This is a genomic window from Kribbella speibonae (assembly GCF_004331375.1).
Lineage (GTDB): Bacteria > Actinomycetota > Actinomycetes > Propionibacteriales > Kribbellaceae > Kribbella > Kribbella sindirgiensis.
In genome coordinates this window covers 790203-816251 of record NZ_SJKC01000003.1, presented here as the reverse complement: position 1 = coordinate 816251, position 26049 = coordinate 790203, and the positions used below count along the sequence as shown (strand labels likewise).

General features: G+C 69.0%; 24 protein-coding genes. 12 read left to right on the top strand and 12 right to left on the bottom strand.

The genetic code is table 11. The features are described from left to right. The 4 genes from E0H92_RS25200 to E0H92_RS25185 all read right to left on the bottom strand — a co-directional run bounded on the left by E0H92_RS25200 (position 1) and on the right by E0H92_RS25185 (position 5747). Positions 1-672: a response regulator gene (locus E0H92_RS25200; protein ID WP_131293514.1), complete on the bottom strand. Its 672-nt coding sequence runs from the start codon at positions 670-672 to the stop codon at positions 1-3. Beyond that, positions 665-1765, bottom strand: coding sequence for a histidine kinase (locus tag E0H92_RS25195; RefSeq protein WP_202873799.1), 1101 nt, complete (start codon positions 1763-1765; stop codon positions 665-667). The genes E0H92_RS25200 and E0H92_RS25195 overlap by 8 nt, the downstream gene beginning before the upstream one ends. Before the next feature lie 68 nt (positions 1766-1833). Then, the gene (locus E0H92_RS25190; RefSeq protein ID WP_131497911.1) at positions 1834-3378 is read right to left on the bottom strand and encodes a WD40 repeat domain-containing protein; all 1545 of its coding nucleotides are present in this window, start codon (positions 3376-3378) and stop codon (positions 1834-1836) included. A 23-nt stretch (positions 3379-3401) separates the two neighbouring features. Next, positions 3402-5747, bottom strand: a complete 2346-nt coding sequence (locus E0H92_RS25185) for a hypothetical protein (RefSeq protein ID WP_131497910.1) — start codon at positions 5745-5747, stop codon at positions 3402-3404. A gap of 156 nt (positions 5748-5903) precedes the next feature. On the opposite strand from E0H92_RS25185, the gene E0H92_RS25180 reads away from it, so the two are divergent. The 8 genes from E0H92_RS25180 to E0H92_RS25145 all read left to right on the top strand — a co-directional run bounded on the left by E0H92_RS25180 (position 5904) and on the right by E0H92_RS25145 (position 13356). Beyond that, the gene (locus E0H92_RS25180; RefSeq protein ID WP_131459825.1) at positions 5904-6947 is read left to right on the top strand and encodes a LacI family DNA-binding transcriptional regulator; all 1044 of its coding nucleotides are present in this window, start codon (positions 5904-5906) and stop codon (positions 6945-6947) included. Further along, positions 6944-8533: an FAD-dependent oxidoreductase gene (locus tag E0H92_RS25175; protein WP_238173586.1), complete on the top strand. Its 1590-nt coding sequence runs from the start codon at positions 6944-6946 to the stop codon at positions 8531-8533. Before E0H92_RS25180 ends, E0H92_RS25175 begins: the two co-directional genes overlap by 4 nt. A gap of 27 nt (positions 8534-8560) precedes the next feature. Next, a complete protein-coding gene (locus tag E0H92_RS25170) occupies positions 8561-9826 on the top strand; it encodes an ABC transporter substrate-binding protein (RefSeq protein ID WP_131497909.1) in 1266 nt (421 codons plus the stop codon). Next, positions 9826-10713 carry a carbohydrate ABC transporter permease gene (locus E0H92_RS25165; RefSeq protein WP_131498365.1) on the top strand — a complete coding sequence of 296 codons (888 nt, stop codon included), beginning with the start codon at positions 9826-9828 and terminating at the stop codon, positions 10711-10713. The genes E0H92_RS25170 and E0H92_RS25165 overlap by 1 nt, the downstream gene beginning before the upstream one ends. A 28-nt stretch (positions 10714-10741) precedes the next feature. Beyond that, positions 10742-11542 (top strand): carbohydrate ABC transporter permease, encoded by an 801-nt coding sequence (locus E0H92_RS25160; RefSeq protein WP_238152479.1) that lies wholly within the window; start codon positions 10742-10744, stop codon positions 11540-11542. Then, the gene (locus tag E0H92_RS25155; protein ID WP_131459830.1) at positions 11539-11859 is read left to right on the top strand and encodes a hypothetical protein; all 321 of its coding nucleotides are present in this window, start codon (positions 11539-11541) and stop codon (positions 11857-11859) included. Before E0H92_RS25160 ends, E0H92_RS25155 begins: the two co-directional genes overlap by 4 nt. Before the next feature lie 75 nt (positions 11860-11934). Continuing rightward, positions 11935-12711, top strand: coding sequence for an SDR family NAD(P)-dependent oxidoreductase (locus tag E0H92_RS25150; protein ID WP_131459832.1), 777 nt, complete (start codon positions 11935-11937; stop codon positions 12709-12711). A 66-nt stretch (positions 12712-12777) separates the two neighbouring features. Further along, entirely contained in the window at positions 12778-13356 is a 579-nt protein-coding gene (locus E0H92_RS25145; RefSeq protein ID WP_131497908.1) for an isochorismatase family protein, read from the top strand. Between the two features lie 43 nt (positions 13357-13399). Here E0H92_RS25145 and E0H92_RS25140 read toward each other — a convergent pair whose 3' ends face one another. From E0H92_RS25140 to E0H92_RS25125, 4 genes are all read right to left on the bottom strand, one after another. Beyond that, the gene (locus E0H92_RS25140; protein ID WP_131497907.1) at positions 13400-14929 is read right to left on the bottom strand and encodes an AbgT family transporter; all 1530 of its coding nucleotides are present in this window, start codon (positions 14927-14929) and stop codon (positions 13400-13402) included. Continuing rightward, on the bottom strand, positions 14926-15861 hold the full coding sequence (locus E0H92_RS25135; RefSeq protein WP_131459838.1) for a CE1 family esterase: 936 nt from the start codon (positions 15859-15861) through the stop codon (positions 14926-14928). Before E0H92_RS25135 ends, E0H92_RS25140 begins: the two co-directional genes overlap by 4 nt. Positions 15862-15995: 134 nt before the next feature. After that, positions 15996-16739: a creatininase family protein gene (locus E0H92_RS25130; RefSeq protein ID WP_131459840.1), complete on the bottom strand. Its 744-nt coding sequence runs from the start codon at positions 16737-16739 to the stop codon at positions 15996-15998. Further along, entirely contained in the window at positions 16736-17425 is a 690-nt protein-coding gene (locus E0H92_RS25125) for a FadR/GntR family transcriptional regulator (protein ID WP_238173585.1), read from the bottom strand. Before E0H92_RS25125 ends, E0H92_RS25130 begins: the two co-directional genes overlap by 4 nt. 95 nt (positions 17426-17520) lie before the next feature. Here E0H92_RS25125 and E0H92_RS25120 point away from each other — a divergent pair, with 95 nt between their 5' ends. Further along, on the top strand, positions 17521-18492 hold the full coding sequence (locus E0H92_RS25120) for a hypothetical protein (protein ID WP_131459842.1): 972 nt from the start codon (positions 17521-17523) through the stop codon (positions 18490-18492). Between the two features lie 21 nt (positions 18493-18513). Here the strand turns inward: E0H92_RS25120 and E0H92_RS25115 are convergent, their stop codons facing one another. Next, positions 18514-20358: a bifunctional metallophosphatase/5'-nucleotidase gene (locus E0H92_RS25115; protein ID WP_131497906.1), complete on the bottom strand. Its 1845-nt coding sequence runs from the start codon at positions 20356-20358 to the stop codon at positions 18514-18516. Positions 20359-20472: 114 nt separating this feature from the next. On the opposite strand from E0H92_RS25115, the gene E0H92_RS25110 reads away from it, so the two are divergent. Continuing rightward, the gene (locus tag E0H92_RS25110) at positions 20473-21273 is read left to right on the top strand and encodes a polysaccharide deacetylase family protein (protein WP_131497905.1); all 801 of its coding nucleotides are present in this window, start codon (positions 20473-20475) and stop codon (positions 21271-21273) included. Here the strand turns inward: E0H92_RS25110 and E0H92_RS25105 are convergent. From E0H92_RS25105 to E0H92_RS25095, 3 genes are read right to left on the bottom strand one after another with little or no spacing between them, the layout of a single operon-like run. After that, entirely contained in the window at positions 21270-21875 is a 606-nt protein-coding gene (locus E0H92_RS25105) for a hypothetical protein (protein ID WP_131497904.1), read from the bottom strand. The genes E0H92_RS25110 and E0H92_RS25105 overlap by 4 nt on opposite strands. A gap of 40 nt (positions 21876-21915) precedes the next feature. Next, positions 21916-22614: a Hint domain-containing protein gene (locus E0H92_RS25100; protein ID WP_238173584.1), complete on the bottom strand. Its 699-nt coding sequence runs from the start codon at positions 22612-22614 to the stop codon at positions 21916-21918. Positions 22615-22650: 36 nt separating this feature from the next. Then, positions 22651-23844 carry a homogentisate 1,2-dioxygenase gene (locus E0H92_RS25095; protein ID WP_131497903.1) on the bottom strand — a complete coding sequence of 398 codons (1194 nt, stop codon included), beginning with the start codon at positions 23842-23844 and terminating at the stop codon, positions 22651-22653. Between the two features lie 102 nt (positions 23845-23946). Here E0H92_RS25095 and E0H92_RS25090 point away from each other — a divergent pair, with 102 nt between their 5' ends. Both E0H92_RS25090 and fahA read left to right on the top strand, forming a co-directional pair. Continuing rightward, positions 23947-24795 carry a hypothetical protein gene (locus tag E0H92_RS25090; protein WP_131497902.1) on the top strand — a complete coding sequence of 283 codons (849 nt, stop codon included), beginning with the start codon at positions 23947-23949 and terminating at the stop codon, positions 24793-24795. Beyond that, positions 24792-25991, top strand: a complete 1200-nt coding sequence (fahA, locus tag E0H92_RS25085) for a fumarylacetoacetase (protein WP_131497901.1) — start codon at positions 24792-24794, stop codon at positions 25989-25991. Before E0H92_RS25090 ends, fahA begins: the two co-directional genes overlap by 4 nt. The last annotated feature ends 58 nt before the right edge of the window (positions 25992-26049 follow it).

Sequence of the window (26049 nt, the reverse complement as noted above, 5' to 3'; positions counted from 1 at the left end):
TCAGCGCCGGCGCGGTTGCACCAGGCCGGACTCGTAGGCGGCGATCACCAACTGGGCTCGGTCGCGGGCGTGTAGCTTGGCGAGTAGGTGGCCGATGTGGGTCTTCAAGGTGCCGCGGCCGACGTGCAGGTGGTCGCAGATCTCCTCGTTCGACAGTCCGCGCGCGATCAGCGACAGCACCTCCCGTTCGCGCTCGGTCACGCCGTCGAGACCGGTCAGCGGCCCCTGACCCGGCTCGGCCAGCCGTGCGAACTCGGCGATCAGCCGGCGCGTGATCGAGGGCGCCAGCAGCCCCTCGCCGGCCGCGACCACGTTGATTGCCTGCAGCAACTCCACCGGCGGGACGTCCTTCAGCAGGAACCCGCTCGCCCCGGCCCGCAGGCCGGCGTACACGGCGTCGTCGAGGTCGAACATCGTCAGGATCAGTACTTTGGTGGCTGCTGTCTCCGGCGCGGAGCAGATCCGCCGGGTCGCCTCGATCCCGTCCAGCCTGGGCATCCGGACATCCATCAGTACGACGTCCGGCCGCTCGCGCCGCGCGAGCTCGACCGCCTCGATCCCGTCCGCCGCCTCGCCGACCGTCGTCAGCCCGGGCGTGGTGTCGATCAGCACCCGGAAGCTCCCCCGCAGCAGCGCCTGGTCGTCGGCCACCAGGACCCGGATCTCACTCATACGGCAGCCGTACGACGACCTCGAAGCCGCCGCCCGTCCGCGGCCCGGCACGGTACGTACCGCCGTACACACTGACCCGCTCCCGGATCCCGATCAGGCCGTGCCCTTCCACCACCGCACCACCTTCGCCATCGTCGGAGACCTCGAGCTGTACGGCGTTCGCGGCGCCGGTGATCGTGATGCGGCAATGACGGGCGCGGGAGTGCTTGGTGATGTTCGTCAGGCACTCCTGGACGATCCGGTGGACCGTGAGAGCGACGGCCTCGGGAAGCGGCTCGGGTACGTCGACCTGCAGCTCGACTGCGACGCCGGTCGACTCGACGCGCGCGACCAGCTCCGGCAGCGCGGCGAGGCCAGCCGGCGGCGCGAGTTCCGCGGGCTCGTCAGAGGTCCGCAGCAGGCCGAGCATGTGCCGCAGCTCGACCAGTGCGTCGCGGCTCGTGGACTCGATCACCGACAACGCGTCGGACACCTCCTCGGGACGGACCCGCAGGACATGGTTCGCGACCCCGGCCTTGACCGCGATCAATCCCATGCTGTGGGCAACGATGTCGTGCAGTTCGCGGGCGATCCGTAACCGTTCCGCGGCCACCGCCTGCTCGGCCAGCAGCTGCGCCGAGCGTGCGGCGGCAGCTCGCCGGTCGCGGACGACCTGTCCCAGCACCCAGGCGCCGTACAAGGCGGCGATCCCGGTGAGCACGATCGCGGCGCGGGACTGACCGGCCGGTGCGCCGGCGACCACGGCGAGGAGCAGGACGACGAAGCCGACCGCCCCCGCGAGACTGATCAGTCGGCGGCTGGACAGCGGCCGATGCGTCTCCCGGGTGAGTGCGACGACGTACAGCACGTACGCCGCAGCGAGCAGCGGATCGCGCAGCCCGTCCACCGCGAACGCGACCACGGACATCACGGCCACGACGGCGAACGCGGGGACCGGCCAGATCCGCCGTACCGCGACCGGCAGCGCCAGTCCGATCGCGACGAGCGCGGGCCCGCTGGACGAGGTGAGCAGGACGAGGACGGCGTACCCGGCCGCGACGACACAGTCCGCGACGATCAGCTGCCGCCGGCTCAACCCGAACTCGTCTGCCACACACCGAACCTAGCCGAGCCGGCGAGCCACCACCTCGGACCGGAGTCCGACGGACCGCGGTCCGATGGTCAGCGGACGCGGACCGCGACCGATGGGCTCTTCTGGACGTTGCGGCCGTCGCTGACCTCGACGTGGTACGAGACCTTCCGGCCGCTGGTCAGGCCGGAGTCGGTGATCGAGGTGACGGTCGGCTTCGTCCAGGAGTTCGATGTCCGCGACCAGGTCGCAATCCGGGTGCTGCCGCGGTACACCAGGTACGTGAGCGTGAGGTTGTCGCGGTCGAGCACGGTCGGGACGGCGATCGTCACCTTGTTCACCCGCGCGCTGGCGACCTTGGGCGCGGCCGGTCGCGCCGGCGCCGCACCACCGGGCGTGTTCGTGAACCGGGTCAGCCCTTCCTGCGGTACGCCGTTCACCTTGGTGAAGTCACCGCCTGCCCAGAGGTCGTTGCCGCCGGACGCGAACGCGAGCGGACCGACGAGGGTCGTGCCGCCGGCGGTCGCGTTCGGGAACCACGGACCGAGCTTCCCGGTGATCGCGCTGTAGACGAGGAAATGGTGCATCCCGGTCTTGTCCGGGAACGCCCCGTCCGCGCTGCAGTCGTGGGCGTGCGACCCCTTGTAGAGCCAGTTCCCGATCGCCTTGATCGCCTCGGTCGCGCCGCGGCACTTGCTCTGCCAGAGCAGCTTGCCGGTCGTGGCGTCCGCCGCGAGCACCCCGTCGTAACAGCCGACGCTGTTCGTCCCGGCGTTCGACGCGAAGACCTTGTTTCCTTGGACTTCGAGGTCCTTGACCCGGCTGTCGCACTCCTCGGACTTCGGCGGGATCGCGGCCGCGGCGGGCATCGGGAGCGCGGCGCCGGTGGCGGCGTTCACCATCGCCAGCGCGTGCACGTCGCGGCCGCCGATCCGGGTGAAGCCACCGCCGACGAACGCCCGCTTGCCGTCGGTCGACAGCTCGATCGCGTGGACGTCGTCGTTCGCGTTCGGGCTCCACGCCTGCAGTGCACCGCTGTTCAGGCTGACCGCGGCGACCCGGCTGCGGGCGACCTTGTCCACGGATCCGAACGAGCCGCCGAGGTAGACCGTGTCGCTGGAGATCTTCAGCGCCGCGACCCGGTAGTTCACCACCGGGTCCCAGCCGGCCACCAGCTTGCCGCTGGCAACATCGAACATCGCCACTCGCGACCGCGGCACCCCGTCCACGACGGTGAAGTCGCCGCCGATCACGACGCGGCTGCCGTCCGGAGAGGTCGCGACGCTCCACACCTGCCCGTTGACCTGCGGCGCGAACCGCGTCGGTACGCCGGTCGTCCGGTCGAACACCGCGAAGTACTTCCGCGCAACGTCCCCGACCCCGCGAGCCTTCCCCGGCGGCCGGACCCGAGTGAACAGACCGCCCGCGAACACCAGGTTCCCCGCGACGGCGAGCGTGTTCACGCTCGCGTTCGTCTGCCACGTCGTCTGCTGCACCGACGACAGCGCGGACCCGAACCCGCGCGGCGCGCTGCCGGTAGCGGTCTGGGTGGCCGCCCGCACCGCGGGACCGGAGGGAACCAACGCCGCAGCACCCACCGCCGCAGCGGTGACGACGGCCAGCAGAGCCTTCTTCATGGGCGAACCCTAACAATGTGCGTTCAGCCGATTACTTTCGGCATACGGCTGGGGCGGCAGCCGGCCAGGGTCTGCGTACCGGCGCCGCTGGCGTGCGGGACCAAGCCGTAGTAGACGCGGGGTGCGCCGTCGAGCGTCAGCGTCACCTTGCCGTTGGTCACGGGCAGCGTCCGCGCCTGCCCGATCGCATCCAGCTCGCGTACGGCGGAACTCGCGGCCACCGTCAGCGGTGTCTTGGTCGGCCACGGGTCGACCCAGACCTCCGGCGCCGGGAAGTGCCAATCGGTGCGCTGGCCGGCCGTGTTCAGGATGTAGCCGTCGGCCCGGTTCCACAGGACGACCGCCGGCCCGTCCGGAGTGTCGAACCACAAGCCAGAGGTCAGCGGATCCGCAAAACTCAACTTCCCGCGGAAGGTCGCCTGGTCGAGCACCCGGGCCGCTGTCGCGTAGGCGAGCAGCGACGGCTTCGGGCTCAGATCGCGATTCATCAGGCCGAAGTGGTACTCGACATTGTCCGGATCGGCGATCTGCGGCATCCCGAGCACACTGTCGTGGAACTGGTACCAGCAGACGCACCGAATACCCTCGGCCTTGGCCAGCGCCAAACTCAACAGGATGTTCTCCGCGGCATGGCGATAGGTGTCGTGCCACCAACTGTTGGGCTTGGTAGCCGCGTAGGCCTCCGTCAGCCAGATCTCCTTCTGACCGTGCTCCGCCATCAACGCCTTGAGCTGCATCAGCCCGCCGTAGAAGTTCCAGTACGTGCCCACGGCACCGGTGCCCCAGTCGTCGCCCGGCGGGATGTAGTCGGGCGTGAAGTTGCCGCGGCCGGGGTGATAGGCGAAGGCGTCGATCAGGTCCCATCCGCCCGCGGCGATGAAGTTCTCGACCCACGGCTTGTCCATCCCGGCCAGCCCGTTGTTCATCAGCTTCACGGTGTCCCCGGTGACGGCCCGGCGATCGAAGACCGGCCGCATCACCTTGTCCAGATAGGCCTGTGCGGCGTCCCCGGTGTTGAACGGCCGGTTCAGTTCGTTGCCCACCTCGAAGTACCCCGCACCGGCGACCGTCGCCACCGCCAGCTTGTCCGCAGCCCAGGCAGCGGCCTCCGCGTCGGTCACGGTCAACGACGGCTGCAGTTCGACGTTGTGCTGCATCCCGCGCGCGTCGAACGCGGACGGCGGCAGCCCGGGCCCACCGTCGTACGCGATCCGGACCAGGTTGATCCCGGCTCGCTGCCAGAGATCGAGTACGGCGTCGGCGCTCGGCCGCTGGAGCCACGGGTAGTTGGCGATCCCGAACATGCTCGCCGCGCCGGCCTGATAGTCGTACGTCGGCAGTACGGCGAGATTGGTCCGCGCGAACGCCTCGTCGTCCCCCGATCGCACCACCACCTCCGCCAGCGCGATCCCGCTGGGCGCGGTCAGGTTGAACGTGTGCTGCCAGGTGCCTGCCGCGGCGACGTTTCCGGTCACGGTCGTCGACGCCAGGAGTACGCCGTCGAAGCTACGCATCCACAGTTCGAGCTCGACCGCCTTGGCCGCGCCGCCGTTGGCCACCAGTGCGGTGAGCGCCATCGGTGCGCCGGCCGACTCGTACAGGTTGAAGTCGCTGTTGGTGGTGAGCTCGATCCCGAGTTCACGACCGCGGCCGATCGTCGCGGTCGCCGACGGGCGGGTCTCGGAGAAGAAGAAGTCGGCCCGGCTGGTCCAGCCGCCGGCCGGATCCGCCACGCCGGGTGAGTGCACCCAGGTCGCGTTCGTCCACGCCTGGCGGGAGCGGTCCAGCAGGAACAGGCCGTGCAGGCTCGAGTTCCACGTCGACGTGTGCGCGACGCCGACGGTGTCCTCGTACGGGATCCCGCCGCCCGCGTCGCGAACCCACTCGGTGATCGCGATGTAGTCGTCCGGCGCCGTCGGTGCCTGGATCGCGCGACTGAACAGGAACCCGTCCGGAATCAGCGTGTTCGGCCCGGTGATCCGCCATTCCAGCCGGGCGTGCGACGTACTGACGCTGAACCAGCCGGTGACGACCGTCGAGCCGGCCGCGGCGTCGAAGGTGTAGTCCATCCGGATCGCCGGCGTCCCGTCCGCGAGCGCGCTCAGCGTCGGCGTGCCGCCGGTGGACGTCAGGACGCCGGCGACGCTGTCCTTGACCTGGAACTTCGAACCGGCCGACCGCGTGACGCCACCAGCGTCACGGATCGCGAGCCGGCCGCCGGGGCTGGCCAGCAGGCTGATGCCGCCGGCCGTCAGCGTCACGTCACCGGGCGCGGCGAACGCCTTGATCGGGGTCGCTTCGGCGACCAGGACGACACCGGCCGCGAGCGCCGCGCCGAGCAGGCTGCGACGGCTAAGGGTGGAGGTCATCGACTACTCCTTCTGATAATGCGTATCTTCAGATTCGATGGACGGAACGTTCTCAGCCCCGAAGCAAGACGTCAAGAGGTCATTGCGCTAGCGGCTTCGACTGGGCTATGGTCGCCGCAGCTCGTTGAAGATAGGCATTATCACGACGGAGGAACGATGGCCTCGAAACCTCGCCGGGTCACCCAGCGCGAGATCGCCGAACTCGCAGGCGTCAGCCAGACGACGGTGTCGGTGGTGCTGAACGACCGCGACGGCACGAACGTGCGGATCCCCGAGGCGACCCGGGCGCGGGTCAAGAAAGCCATCGAGCAATTGACGTACGTCGCGGACCCGGCCGCCCGCCGCCTGGCCGGCCTGGACAACCAGATCATCGGCGTCTTCACCTACGAGGCCGCGCTGTCGCCCGAGAGCATGGACTTCTACGGCCCGCTGCTGAACGGGATCGAGCGCGCCGCCGAGAAGATCGGCTGGGACCTGCTGTTCTTCACGTCGTCGCCGGTCGAAAACGGCACCCGGAGCCTGTTCCACCGCAAGACCCGGCTGCGGCTGACCGACGGCTGCGTGCTGCTCGGCCAGCAGATGGTCGCGTCCGAGCTGGAGCGACTGGTCGCCGAACAGTTCCCGTTCGTCGCCATCGGCCGCCGGGACGAGACCGCCGCCGCGGTGCCGTACGTCGCCATCGACTATGTCACGCCGACGACCGCCCTGATCGACCAGGCCGCGGCCGCCGGTCATCAGCAGGCGCTGTACGTGCACCGCGGCCGGGACACGCCCGCGGCCCGCGATCGCCGCGGCGCCGTCGAGGCCGCCTCGGCTGAGGGGCGGCTCGCGTTCCTGCTGGTCGGTGAGGAGCGGATCGGCGACCTGCCCCGGCTGGCGCAGGCGACCGGCGCGACCGTGATCATCGCCGAGGACGCGTTCCTGATCGAGGACGTCGTCCACGCGCTGACCGCGGCCGGAGTCGCCGTACCCGACGAGATCTCGGTCGCGGCGCTCGGCGAGGTCCGCGGGCATCGGATCGACGGCAAACCGCTCGCGGGCTTCCATGTCCCGAGGGAGCAGTTGGCCGCGGAAGCGCTCGACCTGCTGCAGTTGCTGATCGCAACGGAGCCGGACGAGTGGTCCACGCTGGAGCTCCGGCGGCACCTCGACTCCGACGTCGAGCCGGGCGCCACCATCGTCGTACGGACAGAAGCGTGATCTCCACCGAGGTCGCGATCATCGGCGGCGGTCTCGGCTCCGTCGCCGCCGCGCTGGCGTTGCTGCAACGCGGCCGGCGCGTGGTGATGACCGAGGAGTACGCCTGGCTCGGCGGCCAGCTCACCTCGCAGGCAGTGCCGCCCGACGAGCACATCTGGGTTGAGCAGTTCGGCGTCACCGCGCGGTACCGCGCACTCCGCGAAGGCATCCGCCGCTACTACCGAGACCACTACCCGTTGACCTCCGCCGCCCGTGCGGACCGGGAACTGAATCCAGGACGAGGCCGCGTCAGTCGCCTGTGCCACGAGCCTCGCGTCGCCGACGCGGTCATCACCGAGCTGCTCGCGCCGTACCGCTCGACCGGGCGCCTGACCGTTCTGCAACCCTGCGTGCCCGTCGCGGCCGAGGTGACCGGCGGCGTCGTCCGCACGGTCACGGTCGCGGATCCGCGGACCGGGGTCGAGACCGTCATCTCCGCCGAGTTCGTCCTGGACGGGACCGAGACCGGCGACCTGCTGCCGCTGACGGGCACCGAGTACGTCGTCGGCGCCGAGGCGCGATCCGACACCGGCGAGCCCAGTGCCGCCGAGGTCGCGGATCCGGCCAATGTGCAGTCGATCGCGTGGTGCTTCGTCTTCGACCACGTCGCCGGCGACCACACGATCGAGCGACCGGACGACTACGACTTCTGGCGATCGTTCGAGCTGCCGTTCTGGGGCGCGCCGATGCTGTCCTTCGTCGCCCCGAACCCGCGGACGCTGGCGCCGGAAGAGCGGACCATGAACGTCAACCCGGCCGCCGACGTCACCGGCGACCCGCGGTTCGATGCCGGCGACAACGACCTGTGGCAGTTCCGCCGGATCGCGGCCCGGCAGAACTTCGCCGACGGCTTCTACGACAGCGACATCGTGCTCGCCAACTGGCCGCAGCTCGACTACGTCGGCGGTTCGATCATCGACACCGACGACCGCGCCGTACACCTGCTGGCCGCAAAGGCACAGTCCCGCGCGTACGTGTACTGGCTGCAGACCGAAGCGCCCCGCCCGGACGGAGGTCGCGGGTGGCCCGGTCTGCGGCTCCGCGGCGACCTCGTCGGCACCACGGACGGTTTCGCGCAGGCGCCGTACATCCGGGAATCGCGCCGGATCAGGGCGCTCACCACCGTCCGCGAGCAGGACATCTCGATCAAGGCCCGCGGGTACGACGGTCCGGCCCGGTTCGACGCCTCGGTCGGCGTCGGGATGTACCGGATCGACCTGCATCCCTCCACCGGCGGCGACAACTACATCGACGTCGAGTGCGCACCGTTCGAGATCCCGCTCGGCGCGCTGGTCCCGGTGGCCACCCAGAACCTGGTGCCGGCCGCCAAGAACATCGGCACCACCCACATCACCAACGGCGCCTACCGGCTGCATCCGGTCGAGTGGAACATCGGCGAATCGGCCGGCGAACTCGTCGCGTTCTGCCTCGAGAACGGCCTTTCGCCGCACCAGGTCGCGACCGACGACACCCTGATCGACCGCCTCCAGGGCCGATTGAGCGAGGCCGGAGTCGAACTCCACTGGCCCGAGATCGCCGGCTACTAGTCCTCTCCAGCATTAAGGACCCACATCATGTTCACTAGAAGGAAGCTGCTCGGCGCGCTCGCGCTGACCACCGCCGCGACACTGACCGCCGCGTGCGGCGCCTCCTCCGACACCGGCGCGCAGACCACCGACATCAAGCTGCGGATGACGGTCTGGACCTCGAACGAGGACCAGCTCAAGCTGTTCAACTCGATCGGCGACGCCTACCGCGCCGAGCACCCCGAGGTCTCCTCGATCACCTTCGAGAGCCTGCCGTTCGCCGACTACAACACCACGCTGACGACGCAGATCGCCGGCGGCAACGCGCCCGACCTGGCCTGGATGGGCGACCTGTCCAGGGACCTGATCGCCTCGGACGCGCTGGTCGGCCTGACCGACAAGCTGAAGGCGACCGACGGCTGGCAGTACGACGACCTGGTGGACAGCGCGACCAAGGAGTTCAGCCGCGACGGGAAGCTGTACGCGTACCCGTTCTCGAACTCGCCGTTCGCGCTGTACGTGAACACCGACCTCCTGGCGAAGGCCGGCCAGAAGATCGACCCGAAGACGCTGACCTGGGACCAGGTCGCCGCCGCGGGAGCCGCCGTCCACGCGAAGACCGGCAAGGCGGGCTTCGTGATCCGGGACTTCGACTACAAGTCCTGGAACACACTGGCCACGGTCTGGACCGGGTTCGGCGCCTCGGCGTGGAGCGCGGACGGAAAGACCTGCACGTTCGACAGCCCGGAGATGCAGCGCGCCTTCACGTTCCTGCACGACGCCGCGTTCAAGACCAGCGCGATGCCCGGCCCGGGCACGAAGGCCGACTTCTTCGCCGGTGACGCCGCCTTCACCGTCGCGCAGGTCTCCCGCGCATCCTTGCTCACCGGGTCGTTCAAGTTCGGTCTGTACCCGTTGCCGGCCGGGCCGTCCGGGAAGTACGCCGTACTCGGGCAGGCCGGTGTCGGCGTCCTTGCCGCGAGCAAGCATCCTGACCAGGCCACCGATTTCCTTGCCTACCTGACGAATCCGGCCAATGCGGCGAAGCTCGCGCAGTTCTTCCCGCCGCCACGCAAGTCGCTGCTCACCGGCGCGAAGCTTGCCGAGAACAACAAGAAGCTGACCGCAGCCCAGCTGCAGGAGGTCGTGGTCGACCAGCTGCCGAACGCCGTCACGCTGCCCAACCACACCAGCCCGGCCGAGATCGCCCAGAAGGGCAAGACCGCCCTGGACGCACTGTGGAAGGCCGACGCCGACATCCCCACCGTCCTGAAGTCGGTCTGCACCGCGATCGATCCCATCCTGGCCAAGTGATGCGCTACTGGACCACACGCCGGCGAGATGTGCTGACCGGATACCTGTTCATCGCGCCACAGCTCGCCGGCGTCCTGCTGTTCGTACTGATCCCGGTCGGCCTGGCGATCTGGTACAGCCTGAACAAGTGGAACGTCTTCACCGGCCAGCAGGTCTTCGTCGGCGGGGACCACTACGCCGCGCTGGCCTCCGACCCGCAGCTGCCATCGGTGCTACTGGCAACGGTCGTGTTCTCCGGCGGCGTCGTGGTCCTGAACATCACGCTCGGCCTGCTGATCGCCGTACTGCTGAACCGACGGTTCCGCGGCGCGACGTTCTTCCGCACGTTGTTCTTCTCGCCGGTCGTGGTGTCCGTGGTCGCGTGGACCCTGGTCTGGGGGTTCCTGCTGCAGGACAACGGCGGTATCAACGGGCTGCTGCACGCGATCGGTGTCGACGGGCCGAACTGGCTGCAGCACGGCGACACCGCGATGCTGTCGGTGATCGTCAGCCAGGTCGTCCGCAGCGTCGGCGTGAACATGGTGCTGTTCCTGGCCGCGCTGCAGGGCGTGCCGTCGGAGCTGTACGAAGCGGCCCGGATCGACGGCGCACGGGGGCGGTCGATCTTCGCGCGGATCACACTGCCGCTGATCTCGCCGACGGTGTTGCTGACCGCGATCATCACCGTCGTCGGCGCGCTCCAGTCGTTCGCGCAGATCGCCGTACTGACCGGTGGCGGGCCTGAACTGAGTACCACCGTGCTCGTGTACTACGTGTTCCAGCAGGCCTTCGAGTTCAACGACATCGGGTACGGGTCGACGCTCGCGCTGATGCTGCTGAGCTTCGTGATGGTGCTGACGCTGCTGCAATGGCAGCTGCGCCGGAAATGGGTGTTCCATGAGCAGTAGAACTTCCTTGCTCCGACGAGCGCTTCTGGTGGCAGCGCTCGCAGTCCTTGCGGTCCCGTTCGCCGTACCGACGATCTGGATGGTCGCCGCGTCGATCAAGCCGCTGCCGGAGATCTTCAAGGCACCGCCGTCGTTGTGGACCTCGCATCCGACGCTGGCCGCGTACGGCGAGGCGTTCACGTTCCAGCCGTTCGCCCGGCAGTACGTGAACAGCGTCTACATCGCCGTACTGGTCACGCTGATCACGTTGCTGGTGTCGAGCATGGCCGGGTACGCGTTCGCCCGGATCAGGTTCCCTGGCGCGAACGCCTTGTTCCTGGTGGTGCTGACCGGTCTGCTGGTGCCGAGTGAGGTGACGATCGTCCCGCTGTTCCAGGTGTTCAAGCGGGCCGGGCTGATCAACACCCACTGGCCGCTGATCCTGGTCACCGCGTTCGGGGCGCCGTGCGTCCTGGCGAGCTTCATCATGCGGCAGTTCTTCATCGCGCTGCCCGCCGAACTGGAGGAGGCCGGGCGGCTCGACGGTCTCGGCCGGCCCGGGATCTGGTGGCGGATCTGCCTGCCGCTCGCCCGGCCGGCGCTGTCGGCGGTCGCGATCCTGACCTTCCTGGCCTCGTGGAACCTCTACCTCGAGCCCACGGTCTACCTCACCTCGCCGGAGCTGTTCACGCTGCCGCAAGCGCTCACCCGATTCACCGACGCGTACGGAGCCGACATGTGGAACACCCAACTCGCCGCCGCCACCATGACCGTCCTCCCGGTCCTGATCGTCTTCGTCATCGCCCAACGCCAGTTCGTCGAGGGCCTGGCCCACTCGGGCCTCAAATGACCGAGCCGATCGTCTTCGAACACGACCGGGTGCAGATTCGCGTCGATCGCGGGATCTTCGAACTGTTCGAGCGCAGCAACGTGATCAGGTCGTACCGCACCCCGTTGGAGTGGGTCCGCGTCCAGGCCCAGGTCCGCAAGCGCGGCGTCATCCTCCTGCACTTCTCGTACGTCGAGGACCTGGACGAACCGATCTACACCCGCCTGATGACCAGCGTCTGCTCCCTCTCGACGGTCGAGATCACGATGGCCGACGAACCCGTCTACCGAGCCTTCTTCACCGAACTCGCCCATCTCTCCGGCCGCCCGATCGACTGAACCTGCCTTGCGTGCCGTTTGTTAGTCGGCTAAATTTTGTGATTAGCCGACTAACGATATGCAGGAGGACGGGTCATGGACCTCGGTTTCAAGGATGTGGCGGTGCTGGTGACGGGTGGGTCGTCCGGGATCGGGCGGGCCACCGCGGTCGCGTACGGGCGGGAAGGGGCCCGGGTCGCGATCACCTACAACTCGCGAAAGGACGCCGCCGAGACGGTCGCCGAGGAGATCGAGGCGGCGGGCGGTACGGCGTACGTCGTACCGCTGGACCTCAGCGCGCCGGAGACGATCGCGGCCGCCGTCGCGTCGACGGTTGAGCACTGGGGCGGGCTGGACGCGGTGGTCGCGAACGCGGTCGACTGGGGACCGCACGACGGGCGGACGGACAAGGTCGAGGACGCCTCGCCGGAGTGGTGGACCAGAATCGTCCGCGCGAACCTCGAGGGGAACATGCACCTCGCGCAGCAGGTCGCGCCGGCCCTGCGGCAGTCCGCGCACGGGCGCCTGGTGCTGGTCTCGACGGACCTCGCGGAGCGCGGCATGGGCGGCGGTGCCTGGGCGTACGGCGCCGCGAAGGCCGGACTACACGGCCTCGCCGCGAGCCTGCAGCACGATCTGGGCGCGGACGGCGTACTGGTCAACGTCGTCCTCCCCGGCATCACGCTGGAGCACGGCGAACACCGGATCATCCCCCGCGCGGCCCTCGACAAGATCACGGCCGGATTCACCGCACGGCACCTCCCCGACGTCTCCGAACTCGCCGACGCGATCCTGTTCCTCACCTCACCCCGCACCAAGGCCGTCCAAGGCCAACTCCTCCGCGTCACCGGCGGGCACATGATCCCGGCGTAATGCAGCGTTGACGGCGTCGGCGCTTGTACGGTGGGCCTAGGAGTACTCCGGCAAAGGAGCATGACGATGGCCCGGGCACTGATCGTGGTTGATGTGCAGAACGACTTCTGCGAGGGCGGAAGCCTGGCCGTCGCGGGCGGCGCGAACGTGGCGTTCCGGATCGGCGAACTCCTGCACCAGTGGCACGAGGCCGAGCCCGGCGACCGTCACTACGACTACGTGGTGGCCACCCGGGACCACCACATCGACCCGGGTGACCACTTCTCCCGCGAACCCGACTTCGTCCACTCCTGGCCCCCACACTGCGTCGCCGGCACCGACGGCGTCAGCTTCCACCCGAACCTCGACCCCCAGCCCTTCGACGCGATCTTCGACAAGGGCGAGTACGCCGCCGCCTACTCAGGCTTCGAAGGCAAGTCCCACGAAGGCGGCCACCCCCTGGCCGACTGGCTCCGCGCCAAGGGCGTCACCGCCGTAGACGTCTGCGGCATAGCCACCGACTACTGCGTCCGAGCCACCGCCCTAGACGCCCACGAGGCCGGCTTCACCACCACAGTCCTGACCCCCCTCACGGCAGGCGTCGCGGAGGCCAGCACCGACCAGGCCCTACTCGACCTCCGCACCGCCGGCGTATCCCTCACCTGACCGCCTCGCAGCGGCCGCACCTTCGCCTCCGGCACCAGTTGGATTATCTGACGGGGGCTCCTGGGCCTAGGGGGATTCCTAGGGCCCACCACGCCAGGAACAGGAGGGTCCAGGCGATGGTCATGGAGATGGCTAGGGGGACTGTGTACGACGCTAGCGTGCCTACGCCGGCGTCTTTGCGGTAGCGCTGGAGGAAGCCGAGGGCCATGACGAAGTAGGGGCTCATGGGGGTGATGGCGGTGGAGCCCGAGTCGGCGATTCGGAAGAGGGCTTGGGTGGTTTCGGCGGGGACGCTCAACAGGAGCATCATCGGGACGAGGATCGGGGCGGTTAGGGACCACATCGCGGAGCCGCTGGTGACCAGGACGTTGATGACGGTCAGCAGGGCGAGGATGCCTAGGAAGATCACCACTTTCGGCGCCCCGAGGTCACCTAGGACTCGGGCTGATTCCGCGGACAGCAGGTCGCCGAGGTTGGTCCAGTCGAAGTAGGCGAGGAACTGGGCGATCGCGAAGAACAGCACCAGGACCGGCGCCATCTGTTTGATGCCCTCGGCCATCAACCGAGGTACGTCGGCGGCGCGTTCGATCGCCCGTACCGTCACGCCGTACGTGATGCCGACCAGGCCGAAGAGGACCGCGACGACCATCGCGATGCCGTCGAGGAAGGGTGAGTCGACGATGCTGCCGTCCTTGCCGCGGAGTGGGGAGCCGTGCGGGAGCAGGATCGCGACGATCGCCGCCGCGGCAATCAGGAAGACGAGACCGGACCGGCGCAGGCCCTTGCGCTCGGCGTCCGACACGGACAGCTGATCCAAGTCTCCAGGGGCGTCCGGGTCGGCGTCGAGGTCGGTTCGCTTGCTCAGGACCAGGCGGGTGACCAGCGTGATCACCAGCGCCAGCAGGATCGACGACGCGATGTTGAAGAACCAGTTCGACAGCACCGAGACGTGCGCGTCCGGGTCCACCGTGCGCGCGGCCGCGGTGGTGATGCCGGCGAAGATCGCGTCGTTCGGGGTCGGGATCGGGCTGGCGTCGTACCCGGAGGCGATCGCGGTATACGCGACCACGATGCCGAGGATCGGGGACCGGCCGACCGCCCGGAACGCGAGCCCGCCCAAAGGCACCAGGATGATGTACGCCGCGGCCGACGCCACATGGGCCATCGTGCCGGCGAACGCGACCGCGAAGACCACCATCGACTGCGGTACCCGGGACACGCTGACCCGCATCAGCACCTGCAGGAACCCGGTCCGCTCGGCCAGCGCGACGCCCATGATCACGACCACGATCGTGGCCATCGGCGGGAACTCGGCGAAGTTCGAGATCGCCGTCGACACCGCCATCTGCAGGCCGTCGCCGGACAGCAGGTTCTGGACCGCGACCTCCTTGCCGTCCTTCGGCGAGAGCACCGAGACGTCCAGCGCGGACAGGATCGCGCTCACCACGGCCAGCAGGGCGGACAGGATCCAGAACAGCCAGAACGGGTGCGGCAGCGCGTTCCCGATCCGCTCGATGACCGCCATCGCGCGGACCAGGCGCGGCAGCTCCCTCGTGTCGGTCGCCGTACTCATAACGTGTGCGCCTTGAAGAACGCGCCGATCAACTCGTGCGCTTCGAACGTCTGGGTCACATAGCCGGGCCCGGACGTCGAGTCCGATCCCGGCCAGCTGTGCCCGCCGTCGGTGACCGCGACGTGCACGACGTCGGCCTTGCAGCCCTTGTAGGTGAACTTCAGGACGTCGTCACCGAGCTGCGAAGTCCTCGGCGAAGGGTCGCAGTGGTCGCGGACGGCCCAGTCGCGGACCCAGGTCTGTACGTCGGGCAGGTCGCGCTGACCGTCACCGCCGTACGGGATCGTGGTGTCGCCGGTGCCGTGGATGTCGAGGATAGGCACCGGGCGGCTCGGCGCGCAGTGGGTGCCCTCGATGTAGAACGCGCCGGAGACCGGGGCGATCGCCGCGATCCGGTCGGCGAGCTGACACGCGAGGATGCCGGTGAAGCCCGCTCCGTTGGACTTGCCGGTCGCGTAGACGGCGTCGGTGTCGACGCAGTACGACGACTCGAGCTGGTCCAGCAGGTCCCGCGTGAACTGAACGTCGTCGACGCCGTCGGCGGAGTACGGCGCGCCCTGCCAGGCCTGCTTGTTCTCGTCGCCGATCACACCGTTGGGGTAGGCAACGATCGCGTCGAGTTTCGACAGGTCGGAGAACGCCTCGGTCTGGGCGCCGGTCTTGCCGCGGCCGTGGTAGACGAGGATGAGCCGCTTCGCCTTCGAGCTCTGGTAGTTGTCGGGCACGTGCAGGCGATAGGTGCGCGTGAGGCCGCCGCTCGTGACGGTGTAGTCGCCGCTCGGCGCGGACTGCTTACCGCAGCCGGGACTACCCGCGGAGGCAGCAGTTGCTGTGGGCAACGTGGTGGCGGCGGTCACCAGAGCCGCCGCTCCGAGCAGCGCACCGACCCGGCGGGCGGTACGGCGGGGGACTTTCGGGCATGCGAGGTCCATCAGAGGTGCCTCCTCGGGCGGGGATTTGCCTGGGTAGCCAGCCAATTTGCCTGGGTAGCCAGCGAAGTTCGGGGTTCTACACCCGGAACCAGGGAGCAGAACCCATGAGTTGGTGGGTCAGCCCACCAAACGCGTCAGGCCGACAGGAGTTCGTCGGCGAAGGTGGCGATGCGGTCGGCGGCCGTTTCCACGAGGAGGCGGCCGTCCTCGGCTGTGGCGCGGCGGGGATCACCCAGCACGCCACGCTTGTGGTACGCGTCGAACCCGACGGACAGCCGCGGTCCGCGCGACTGCCGGGAGAGCCGGGCCGTGGTGGTCAGGTCGTCGAGCGTGGTGGCGCCGGGCTCCAGGCGGTCGGCCTGGACCAGGTCCGGCGCCAGGTACAGCATCTGCGCGGTCTCCGCCTCGCCGGCGTGGCCGTGCACCTCGCTGACTCCGGTGATCAGGTCCGCGACGACGGACGTGACCGGGGTCCACGCGAACGTCAGTTCGCTGCGGACGTACTCCTGCGCGAGCACGGACAGGGCGGCGTTGTTCCCTCCGTGCCCGGTGATCACCAGGAACTGCCGCCAGCCGTGGTCGTGCAGGCTGGCCACCAGGTCCCGGAGAACGTGCATGAACGTTGCCGGTGACAACGTCATCGTCCCGGCGAACGCCATGTGGTGCGGCGACACGCCGTACGGGACGGCCGGGGCGAGCACCGCGCGGCCGGCCAGTCGTTCCGCGACCCGCTCGGCGACGCCGACGGCGCGGACGGTGTCGGTGGACATCGCCATCCCGCCGCCGTGCTGTTCCTGCGCGCCGACCGGGATGATCACGAGCGGCGCCGTACGGACGGCCGCCAGGGCCTCGTCGGTCGTCATCTCGGCGAGCTTCATGAGAACTCCGGGGCGGATTCGACGGCCTGGCGGATGTTGTCCAGGTGTGCACGGGTCAGCTCTTCGGCGCGTACGGCGTCCTGCGCGCGGACGGCCTCGACGATCGCCTGGTGCTCCTCGTGGTCGCGTCCGCGGTTGTCGTACAGCGCGCGGATCTGCTGCTGCTCGCGGACACGGACCTTCAGCAGCGATGCCAGAACCTCTTGCAGCAAAGGGTTTCCGGACGCGGCCGCGAGCTCGACGTGGAAGTTCAGCGCGAACGCCGGACCTCCGGGCGGGACGAGCGCGTTGGTGACCGCGGCTTCCAGGCGCTCCAGGTTCTCCGCGCGGCGCGCCAGGGCCGACTGCGCCGCGACGGCCGGCTCGATCACCAGGCGCGCGCTGATCAGCTGCAACACCGAGTCCTTGGTGATCGGCGGCCGGTGCGGATTCGCCAGTACGACGTTGTTGATCGTCGGACCGACGTACGTCCCGGACCCGTGCCGGAACTCGACCGCTCCGGTCGCCTCGAGCTTGCGCAGCGCCTCCCGCACCGTCGGCGTGGTGATCGCGAACCGCTTCGCCAACTCCCGCGCCGACGGGATCGCGTCACCGGGCCGCAGCCCGCCGTCCCGGATGATCCCGAGGATCGACTCGGTCAACCGGTCCGACAAACTGGGCAGCGCCTCAGAAGCTGAGTAAGTCACGAAGTGACTAAATCACTTAGCCACAGCCCGGTCAAGACCTCGAACGAGTAGTTCTGCTCAGGCGCGGTGACCGTCCGTGCCCATACCTTGCTGGCATGAAGGAGCGCACTTGGGCAGGATCGATCGTCGTCATCGTGCTCCGTGCCCTGGGCATCGGTCTGGGCGTGGGCGTGGTGGTCGGGATCATCGTGACGAGCGTCCAGTCCGCGGACTGCCTGCCCGACGAGGAATGCTGGGCGGCCGTCGGCGGCATCGCGTACGGCGCTCTCGGCGGCGGGATCGCGATGGCGCTGGCGATCCTGCTGTTCGCGATCCGTCTGCGCGTCGGCGCGATCTTCGGCGCCGGCGCCGCGATCGGCGTACTCGCGCTTCTCGCCGCGGCGTGGGCATCGCTCCTCGGATGGGGCCAGCCACTCTTCTTCCTGGCCGCTGTCGCGTTCTCGGCCGGCGTGGTTCTCCAGCGCTGCCACCGGCCGGCCGACGGCGGGCATCGGCAGTGGTCGCGGCCGTCGCGGGTGGCGGTTCTGATCGCGGCAGGCGTCGTACTCCTCGGCGCCCTCCCGGCCGGTGTCAAGCTCGCCAAGGTGTGGTCGGAACAGCGGCGGATCGAGGCTGTCATCGCCCGGCCGCTGCAGACCGACCTGGACGGCACCTGGCCGTACACCGTGCGCTCGCGGGACTCCGGGTTCGAGTACGACGTGATGGAGCCCCCGTCGAACGGACAGCGGATCGCCGAGGTCTCCGTCACCGTTCGCAACGCGGCCCCGGACCAGGCGGCGTGCACCGGCTTCACCGACCGTGTCGAAGGTCCGGTCACGGTGACCGGCTGCACGGAACTCGCCCCGAACCTGTGGCAAGGACAGGGCGCCAACGGTCAGACCCACTACTTCGTCCATGCCGAGGACCGCCAGTGGGCCTACGTCCGGGCAGGAACCTATGGCGGCGCGGACGTCCAGCGACAGCACGACGCCCGCGCCGAACAGGTCGCGAGATCTCTGCGACCGCGCTCCGCCTTTCCGCTCGCCGCCGAATCGGTCGGCTGTGGCTTCTGCGAGTGGCTGGCGTAACAGCCACTCGCAGAAGCGGGGTCAGGGGGTGACGGTGATCGGGGAGCCGTTGGAGGTCAGGGACCAGTCGCCGGTGTGGAAGGTGTTCGGGTTGACCTCGCCGGTGGCGGTGACGTAGTCGATCATCAGCTGGCGGATCTCGACCTGGCGGTTGTAGACGACCGGCGCGGTCTTGACGTGCGGGAAGTTGCCGCCGCCGGACTGGCGGTAGTTGTTGACCGCGACAACGAACTGCTGGTCGGCGGCCACCGGTGTGCCGTCGTACGCGAGGTCCGTGATCCGCGTGCCGGCCGCCTTGGCGATGTCGATCTTGTAGGTCAGTGGCTTCGTCAGCCCGCCGAGGATGTCGTAGTTGTAGTCCGGCGTACCGTTCGGCGCCGTCGGAGTCGGCGCGTTGGTGACGTCAGTGGACGGGAACGGCCCGGTGCCGGTGACCTGCTTGAAGTACTGCGCGGAGAACTCCAGGTACTCCTTGATCTGCGTACCGCTCATCGTGACCGCGAGCAGCGTGTTGTCGAAGACGTAGAGCCCGGCGACGTCGCGGATCGAGACGTCCCCGGCCGGGATCGCGGCGGCCCGGTTGAACGGCGCCGCGATCGCGAGCACCGGCAGCGACGCCTGCGGCGTACCGGCAAGGGCCTTCGAGACCGCGTCGGCCTGGATGAAGTTGACGAAGTCCAGCGCGGCGGTGTCCTCCCAGGGCGCGGTCGCCGCGGACATCGCCTCGGTGCAGGTGCCGATCTTCGAGTTCACGTACTCGACGACCTTGTCGTGGTCCTTCTGCAGCACGTCCACCACGTGCGGATCGGCGTCGACGGTGTTCGCGTTCAGCACCTGGCTGTGCCGGCCGACGACCTTCCACTGCCCGCGGACCTTCTGCAGGTCGAGGTCGAACAGCGACAGCCGCATACCCCACTTCAGCGGCTCGCTGAGCACCACCTGCTCGCCGCTGGTCTTGTTCGTGACGAGCCGCTCGGGGATCTCCAGGTGCGCGTGGCCGACCAGTACGGCGTCGATGCCCGGGACGGTCTCGGCCATCAGCACCGACGCGTTCTCCGGGTACGGCAGCGCGTCGCCGTACGACGAGGACAGGTCCATCCCCGAGTGCACCGAGGCGATCACCACGTCGGCGCCGGCCTTGCGGACCCGCGGCGCCCAGACCTTCGCGAGCTCGACGATGCCGCCGAACTTCAGCTTGTTCTCGACGTTCGCCTTGTCCCAGATCGCGATCCCCGGGTTGGTCAGGCCGAGGATGCCGACGGTGATCGGCTTCTCCCCCGGCACGTGCACCCGCTTCAGCGTGTACGGCGGGAACACCGGCAGGCCCGTGGTCCAGTCCTGGGCGTTCGCGCCGAGCAGCGGGAACCGCAGCTGCCGCTGGAACTTGCGGAGGATGTCGAGGCCGTAGTTGAACTCGTGGTTGCCGAGCGCGGCGGCGTCGTACCCGATCCGGTTCATCGCGGCCGCCATCGGGTGGATGTGACCGCCCGTGATGGGCTCGATCTTCGCGAAGTAGTACGCCAGCGGCGTGCCCTGGATGGTGTCGCCGGCGTCGAGCAGCAGCGGGCGGGGCGCGCGCCGGTCCGCGGCGATCCGGTCCCGGACCGCGCTGACCAGCGTGGAGATCTTGGCCAGGCCGATGTCGTTGTGCGCGCTGTCGTCGTACTCGGCGTTCTTGAAGTAGTCCCAGTTGAAGACGTTGCCGTGCAGGTCCGTGGTGCCCATCACGGTCAGCCGGACCGTCTTGCCCGACGATCCACCACCCGCGTACGCCGGAACCGCCTGGAACCCGGCCGCGGCCAGCGCCGCCGCACCGCCGATCACCGTACGTCGTGTCATCGTGGTCCGCTCACCGCTGTCCGTCATCGCCCCGCCTCACAGGTCAACTCGCCGGGATCTCCGGCCCGAAAGCACACGATACGACCGACACACCCCCACCCCGCCAACGCATGGCCCCGGGCTCGCGAGAAGATGCCCGTCATGACCAAGCCGCCCGGCAAACTCCTGCCGTTGGTCGCCGCCCTCCTCTGCGGTGCCGTCCTCGCCCAGTCCGCCACGCCGTCCGAGCACTCCGTCACGTCCGCCGCCGCGCCGGTCTCCCCGACGTCCGGCCACGGACAGCTGGGTACGCCGGTGACGTCCAAGCGCGGCGAACCGTCGTCGACCAAACAGCCCGCGCAACCCGCGCAACCCGCCAAGCACTCGGTCGCCAAGCCGCCCGCCGACGACTGGAACCTGGCCGCGCACGGGAAGGTCCTCTACCTGACCTTCGACGACGGCCCGCAGCACGAGTGGACCCCGAAGGTCCTGCAACTGCTGCGCAAGCACAAGGCGCAGGCGACGTTCTTCGTGCTCGGGATCCAGGTGGCGCAGTACCCGGAACTGATCGCCGCCGAGCGGGCCGCCGGGCACACCGTCGGCAACCACACCTGGGACCACAAGACGCTGACCCTGCTCCCGGACGCGAAGGTGCGGCAGGAGATCGCGATGGGCGTGAAGTCGAAGTGCCTGCGGCCGCCGACCGGCGCCACGAACGCGAAGATCCAGGCGATCGCCGCGGCGTACCACCAGCGGCAGGTGCTCTGGGACATCGACACGAAGGACTGGGAGAAACCCGGCGCGGCGCACATCGAGAACGCGATCATGGCCGGCGCCCGTCCCGGCGCGATCATCCTGATGCACGACGGCGGCGGCAACCGCTCCCAAACCGTCACCGCCCTCGACCGAGCCCTCACCAAACTCACCAAACTCGGCTACACGTACCGCGCCCTGCCCTGTTAACGAGCCACCGCCGCGACCCCGTTGGAGAAGTACCGCAGCGCCTGGTCGATGGCCTCAACCGGCTGGTCAAGGGACGCGACGCTGTAGACACCGGCAGTCTTGACCCGCCTGCTCCGCCGCAGCAGTGCCTGGACAACCGGCTGGTCGAGGCCGCTGACGCCCGGGCTGCCGGCGGTGACCCCGGGCTGTACGACGACCTGCAGGAGCGGCTGTCCGAGCTTCCGTTTCCGCCGGAAGCCCACCACGGCCGGCCAGGGCAGGACGACCGGCGCCGGTGCGCCTTCTACACCGAGCTCGAGTCCGCCGGCGGTCATCCGCAGCGCGTACGGCGGGAGGTCCGCGCCGGCGTACCAACGTTTCAGCTTGCCCGACTGGACGAAGGGGACGAGGCTACTCCCGAAGAGGAACACCATGCAGGCGATCATCATCGCGCCCATGGCCCACGAGCCGTCGAGCCGGAACGTCAGCCAGATCGACAGGGCCAGGCCGGCCATCGAAATCAGCAGTGTGATTCCACCGCTGATCATCCGAACCCGGCGGACTGTGCTACGTCGGCGCAACATCTCGTCGCGCCTCAGACCGACCACGAAGCTCTCGTTCATGCCTCGAGCCTTGCAGCTCGGCAGGTCAGCGGTCGGGGGGTCAGCGCAGCACGCCTGCGGTGCCGTCGGAGAAGTGTTTGATCGCCTCGTCGATGACGTGTACCGGCTGGTCGAGGGCCTTCACCAGGAACATGCCGGTGGGGCGCAGGAGCGGGTTCGGCTTGACGACGCTGCGGACCGACGGCTGGTCGAGGCCGCGGACACCGGCCGTCGTCGCGCCGACGCCGCGGACCAGGGCCAGGTCGAGCATGTACTGGCCGAGGAGCTTGTGCTGTGTGAAGCCGCGGACGGTCGCCCACGGCAGTACGACGGGGAACGCGGCGCCGTCGCAGGCCAGCTCGAGTCCTTTGGCGGAGATCCGCATCGCCACGGGCGGCAGCTCGTTGGCGTCGTACCACTCCACGCGCTCGGCCTGCAGGCGGTACACCAGCACCGTGCTGAGCACCAGCGGGATCATTGCCGCGATCAACAACAGCGCGAACGGCCACATCCCGGAGCCGCGGAACGCGATCAGCGCGTAGATCGCGGCCACGATCCCGATCGCGCCGAGGGCCAGCGTCACCCAGGCACCGCGCCGCTCGACGGTCCGCACCACCTCACGCCGCCGCAGCACAGCGTCCCGGTCGATCCCGACCACGAACGGCTGCCCCGGATCCCCTGGCGGCACCTGCACCTCCGGCTCGACCTCTTCGGCACTGACCTCTGCAACCAGCGAAGCTACGTCCCCGTCCTCACTCACAGAGGACAGAATCCCACAGACCGTCAGTTTGTGCTGTCAGCCCTTGCGGCGGCCGGCCCAGGTCCAGGCGTAGACGCCGTCGTCGACCGCCTGGCCGCCCTCGCCGAGTTCGAGCGGACGGAAGGTGTCGACCATGACGGCCAGTTCCTCGAAGCGCTCGGCGCCCAGCGAGGCCTCGATCGCCGACGGCTGCGGCCCGTGCGCGTACCCGCCGGGGTGCAGCGAGATCGACCCGAGCCCGATCCCGGAGCCCTTCCGCGCCTCGTAGTCGCCGCCGCAGTAGAACATCACCTCGTCGGAGTCGACGTTCGAGTGGTAGTACGGCACCGGCACCGACAACGGGTGGTAGTCGACCTTCCGCGGCACGAAGTTGCAGACCACGAAGTTGTACCCCTCGAACACCTGGTGCACGGGCGGCGGCTGGTGCACCCGCCCGGTGATCGGCTCGAAGTCGCTGACGTTGAACGTGTACGGGTACAGGCAGCCGTCCCACCCGACCACGTCGAACGGATGCGTCGCGTACGTCATCCGGCTGCCGACGATCCCCCCGGCGCCGTTGCCGCGGTGCTTCACCAGCACCTCGACATCGGTCCCCTCGACCACGAGCGGCTCGGTGGTGGGGTGCAGGTCGCGCTCGCAGTACGGCGCATGCTCGAGGAACTGCCCGTACCGGGACAGGTAGCGCTTCGGCGGCGCGATGTGCGAGTTGGCCTCGATCGCGTACGCGTGCACGCCCTCCGACCCGGGCAGCCAGCGGTGCGTGGTCGCGCGCGGGATGATCACGTAGTCGCCCTGGACCGCGTTCAGCACGCCGAACACGGTCTCCACGGTCGCCGAGCCCTTCTCGACGTACACGCACTCGTCGCCGATCGCGTTCCGGTAGTACGGCGACGGCTGCTCGGCCACGACGTACGAGATCCGGACGTCGCCGTTGCCGAGCACCAGCCGGCGATCCTCGACCGGGTTCGTCTTCGAGGTGTCGGTGAACAGGTCGTGCAGCTTCAGGTGCCGCGGCGTGAGCGGGTGGTTCGGGACGGTGGCGAGATCCGGCAGGTCCCACACCTGGGAGTCGACGATCGCGGACGGGACGCCGGCGTGGTACAGCAAGGAGGAGTCCGACGAGAACCCCTCCTCCCCCATCAGCTCCTCGTAGTACAGCCCGCCGTCCGGTTTCCGGAACTGCGTGTGCCGCTTCGGTGGAACATCCCCGACCTGCCGGTAGAACGCCATCTCGCTGTGCCTTTGCTCTCTGCCGAACCTGAGCCGGTATCTGGTGTACGATAATCGAACGTCTGCGTCCGCTTACCGAAAGCATCCGTTAGGCTTCGACCCATGTCAACCGTCCCCGCGCTGTACCGGCACCTGGTCGACGACGCCTCGATGTTCCCGCCGGGCAACCTGCCGCTGCCCGAGGCCGTCGCGGCCCACCACGTCCACCGCCGGGCGCCGTACGCCGACCTCGTCGGCACGTTCGTGTGCACCGACGACGACCTGATGAAGGTCGCCGCCGAAGCCGCCCGCACCGGCACGGCACCGCTCCGCGTCTCCGTGGTGATCTCCGGGGGCGCCGGCGGGATCGAGCCGGTGATCCGGTGGGGAGACCGGTCGAAGGACGTCGAGGTGACCGCCGTCGAGGTGCGACTGCGAGACGAGGACGACCTGTCCCGGAACGCGCTGCGCGTGGTCCGCGCGTGTGACGACTGCCTCGACGAGGAGACAGCGTACGTCGAACTCGGCCTGGACGGCGCCTGGGAACGCGCCCTCGACGTGGTCGCCGACGCCGGGTACGCCGCGAAACTCCGCACCGGCGGACTGGACGCGGCGCTGTTCCCGTCGGAGCATCAGGTCGCCGCGTTCATCACCGCCTGCCTGGATCGCGAGGTGCCTTTCAAGTGCACGGCCGGGCTGCACAACGCGGTCCGGCATACGGCTGAGGACACCGGATTCGAACACCACGGGTTCCTCAACGTGCTGCTCGCCACCCGGGCGTCGCTGGACGGTGCATCGCAGGACGAGCTCGAGCAGCTTCTGGCCGAGCGCGACGGCACCGCGCTGGCGGCGCGGGCGGGTGAGTTGTCCGACGATCAGGCGGCGAGCACTCGGCGGTGGTTCACGTCGTTCGGCTCCTGCAGCATCGACGAACCATTGGCCGATCTGAAGACGCTGGGGTTGATGGAATGAGCTGGATCGACATCCCCGACGGCTCGCCGTTCGGGGCGGAGAATCTGCCGCTCGGTGTGTTCCGGCACGGCGACGAGGAGCCGCGGGTCGGTGCGGCGATCGGCGACCAGATCATCGACCTCGCGCCGGTCGCGTCCGCGCAGATGCTGGACGGCGCGCAACTGTTCGCCGAGCCGACGCTGAACGCGTTCCTCGCGCTCGGCCGCCCGGCCTGGCGTGCGACGCGGAACTGGCTGCTCGACCTCGTGCGCAACGAGAACGACCGGGACGCCGTCGAGCCGCACCTGATCCCGCAGTCCGCGGTGACGATGCAGCTGCCGTTCGAGGTCGGCGACTACGTCGACTTCTACGCCTCCGAACAGCACGCGTCGAACCTCGGCCGGCTGTTCCGCCCGGACTCCGAGCCGCTCCTGCCGAACTGGAAGCACCTGCCGGTCGGCTACCACGGCCGGGCCGGCACGATCGTTGCCAGCGGCACCGACATCGTCCGCCCGTCCGGCCAGCGCAAGGCCCCGGACGCCGCGGCACCGACGTTCGGGCCGTCCCAGCGGCTCGACATCGAGGTCGAGCTCGGCTACGTCGTCGGTACGCCGTCAACGCTCGGAAAGCCTGTTTCCGTTGAGGATTTCGCGGAGCACGTGTACGGCGTCGTGGTCGTCAACGACTGGTCCGCCCGCGACCTGCAGGCCTGGGAGTACGTGCCGCTCGGCCCGTTCCTCGGCAAGTCCTTCGCGACCTCCATCTCGCCCTGGGTCGTCTCCCTCGACGCCCTGGCCCCCTCCGCCGTCCCGCTCCCGGCACAGAACCCACCCGTCCTCTCGTACCTCGACGGACCGAACCTGACGAACTTCGACATCACGTTCGAAGTCAGGTTGAACGGCCACCTGGTGAGCAGCCCGCCGTACCGCGACATCTACTGGTCGCCCGCCCAGATGCTCGCCCACATGACCGTCAACGGAGCCAGCGTCCGCACCGGCGACCTCTACGCGTCCGGCACCGTCAGCGGCCCGGAAAAGAACCAACGAGGCTCATTCATCGAACTCAGCTGGGCCGGCCGCGAGCCGCTGATCGTGGACGGCAAGGAGCACACGTTCCTCGAAGACGGCGACGAGGTCACGATCTCCGCCTGGGCGACCGGGGCGGACGGCGCACGCACCGGCCTCGGCGAGGTCACCGGGCGCATCATTCCTGACTGATCTTGTTCATAACTGTTCGTTTCTCTTGACCTCTTAGCTGTTACGTGCGAACTTTTGC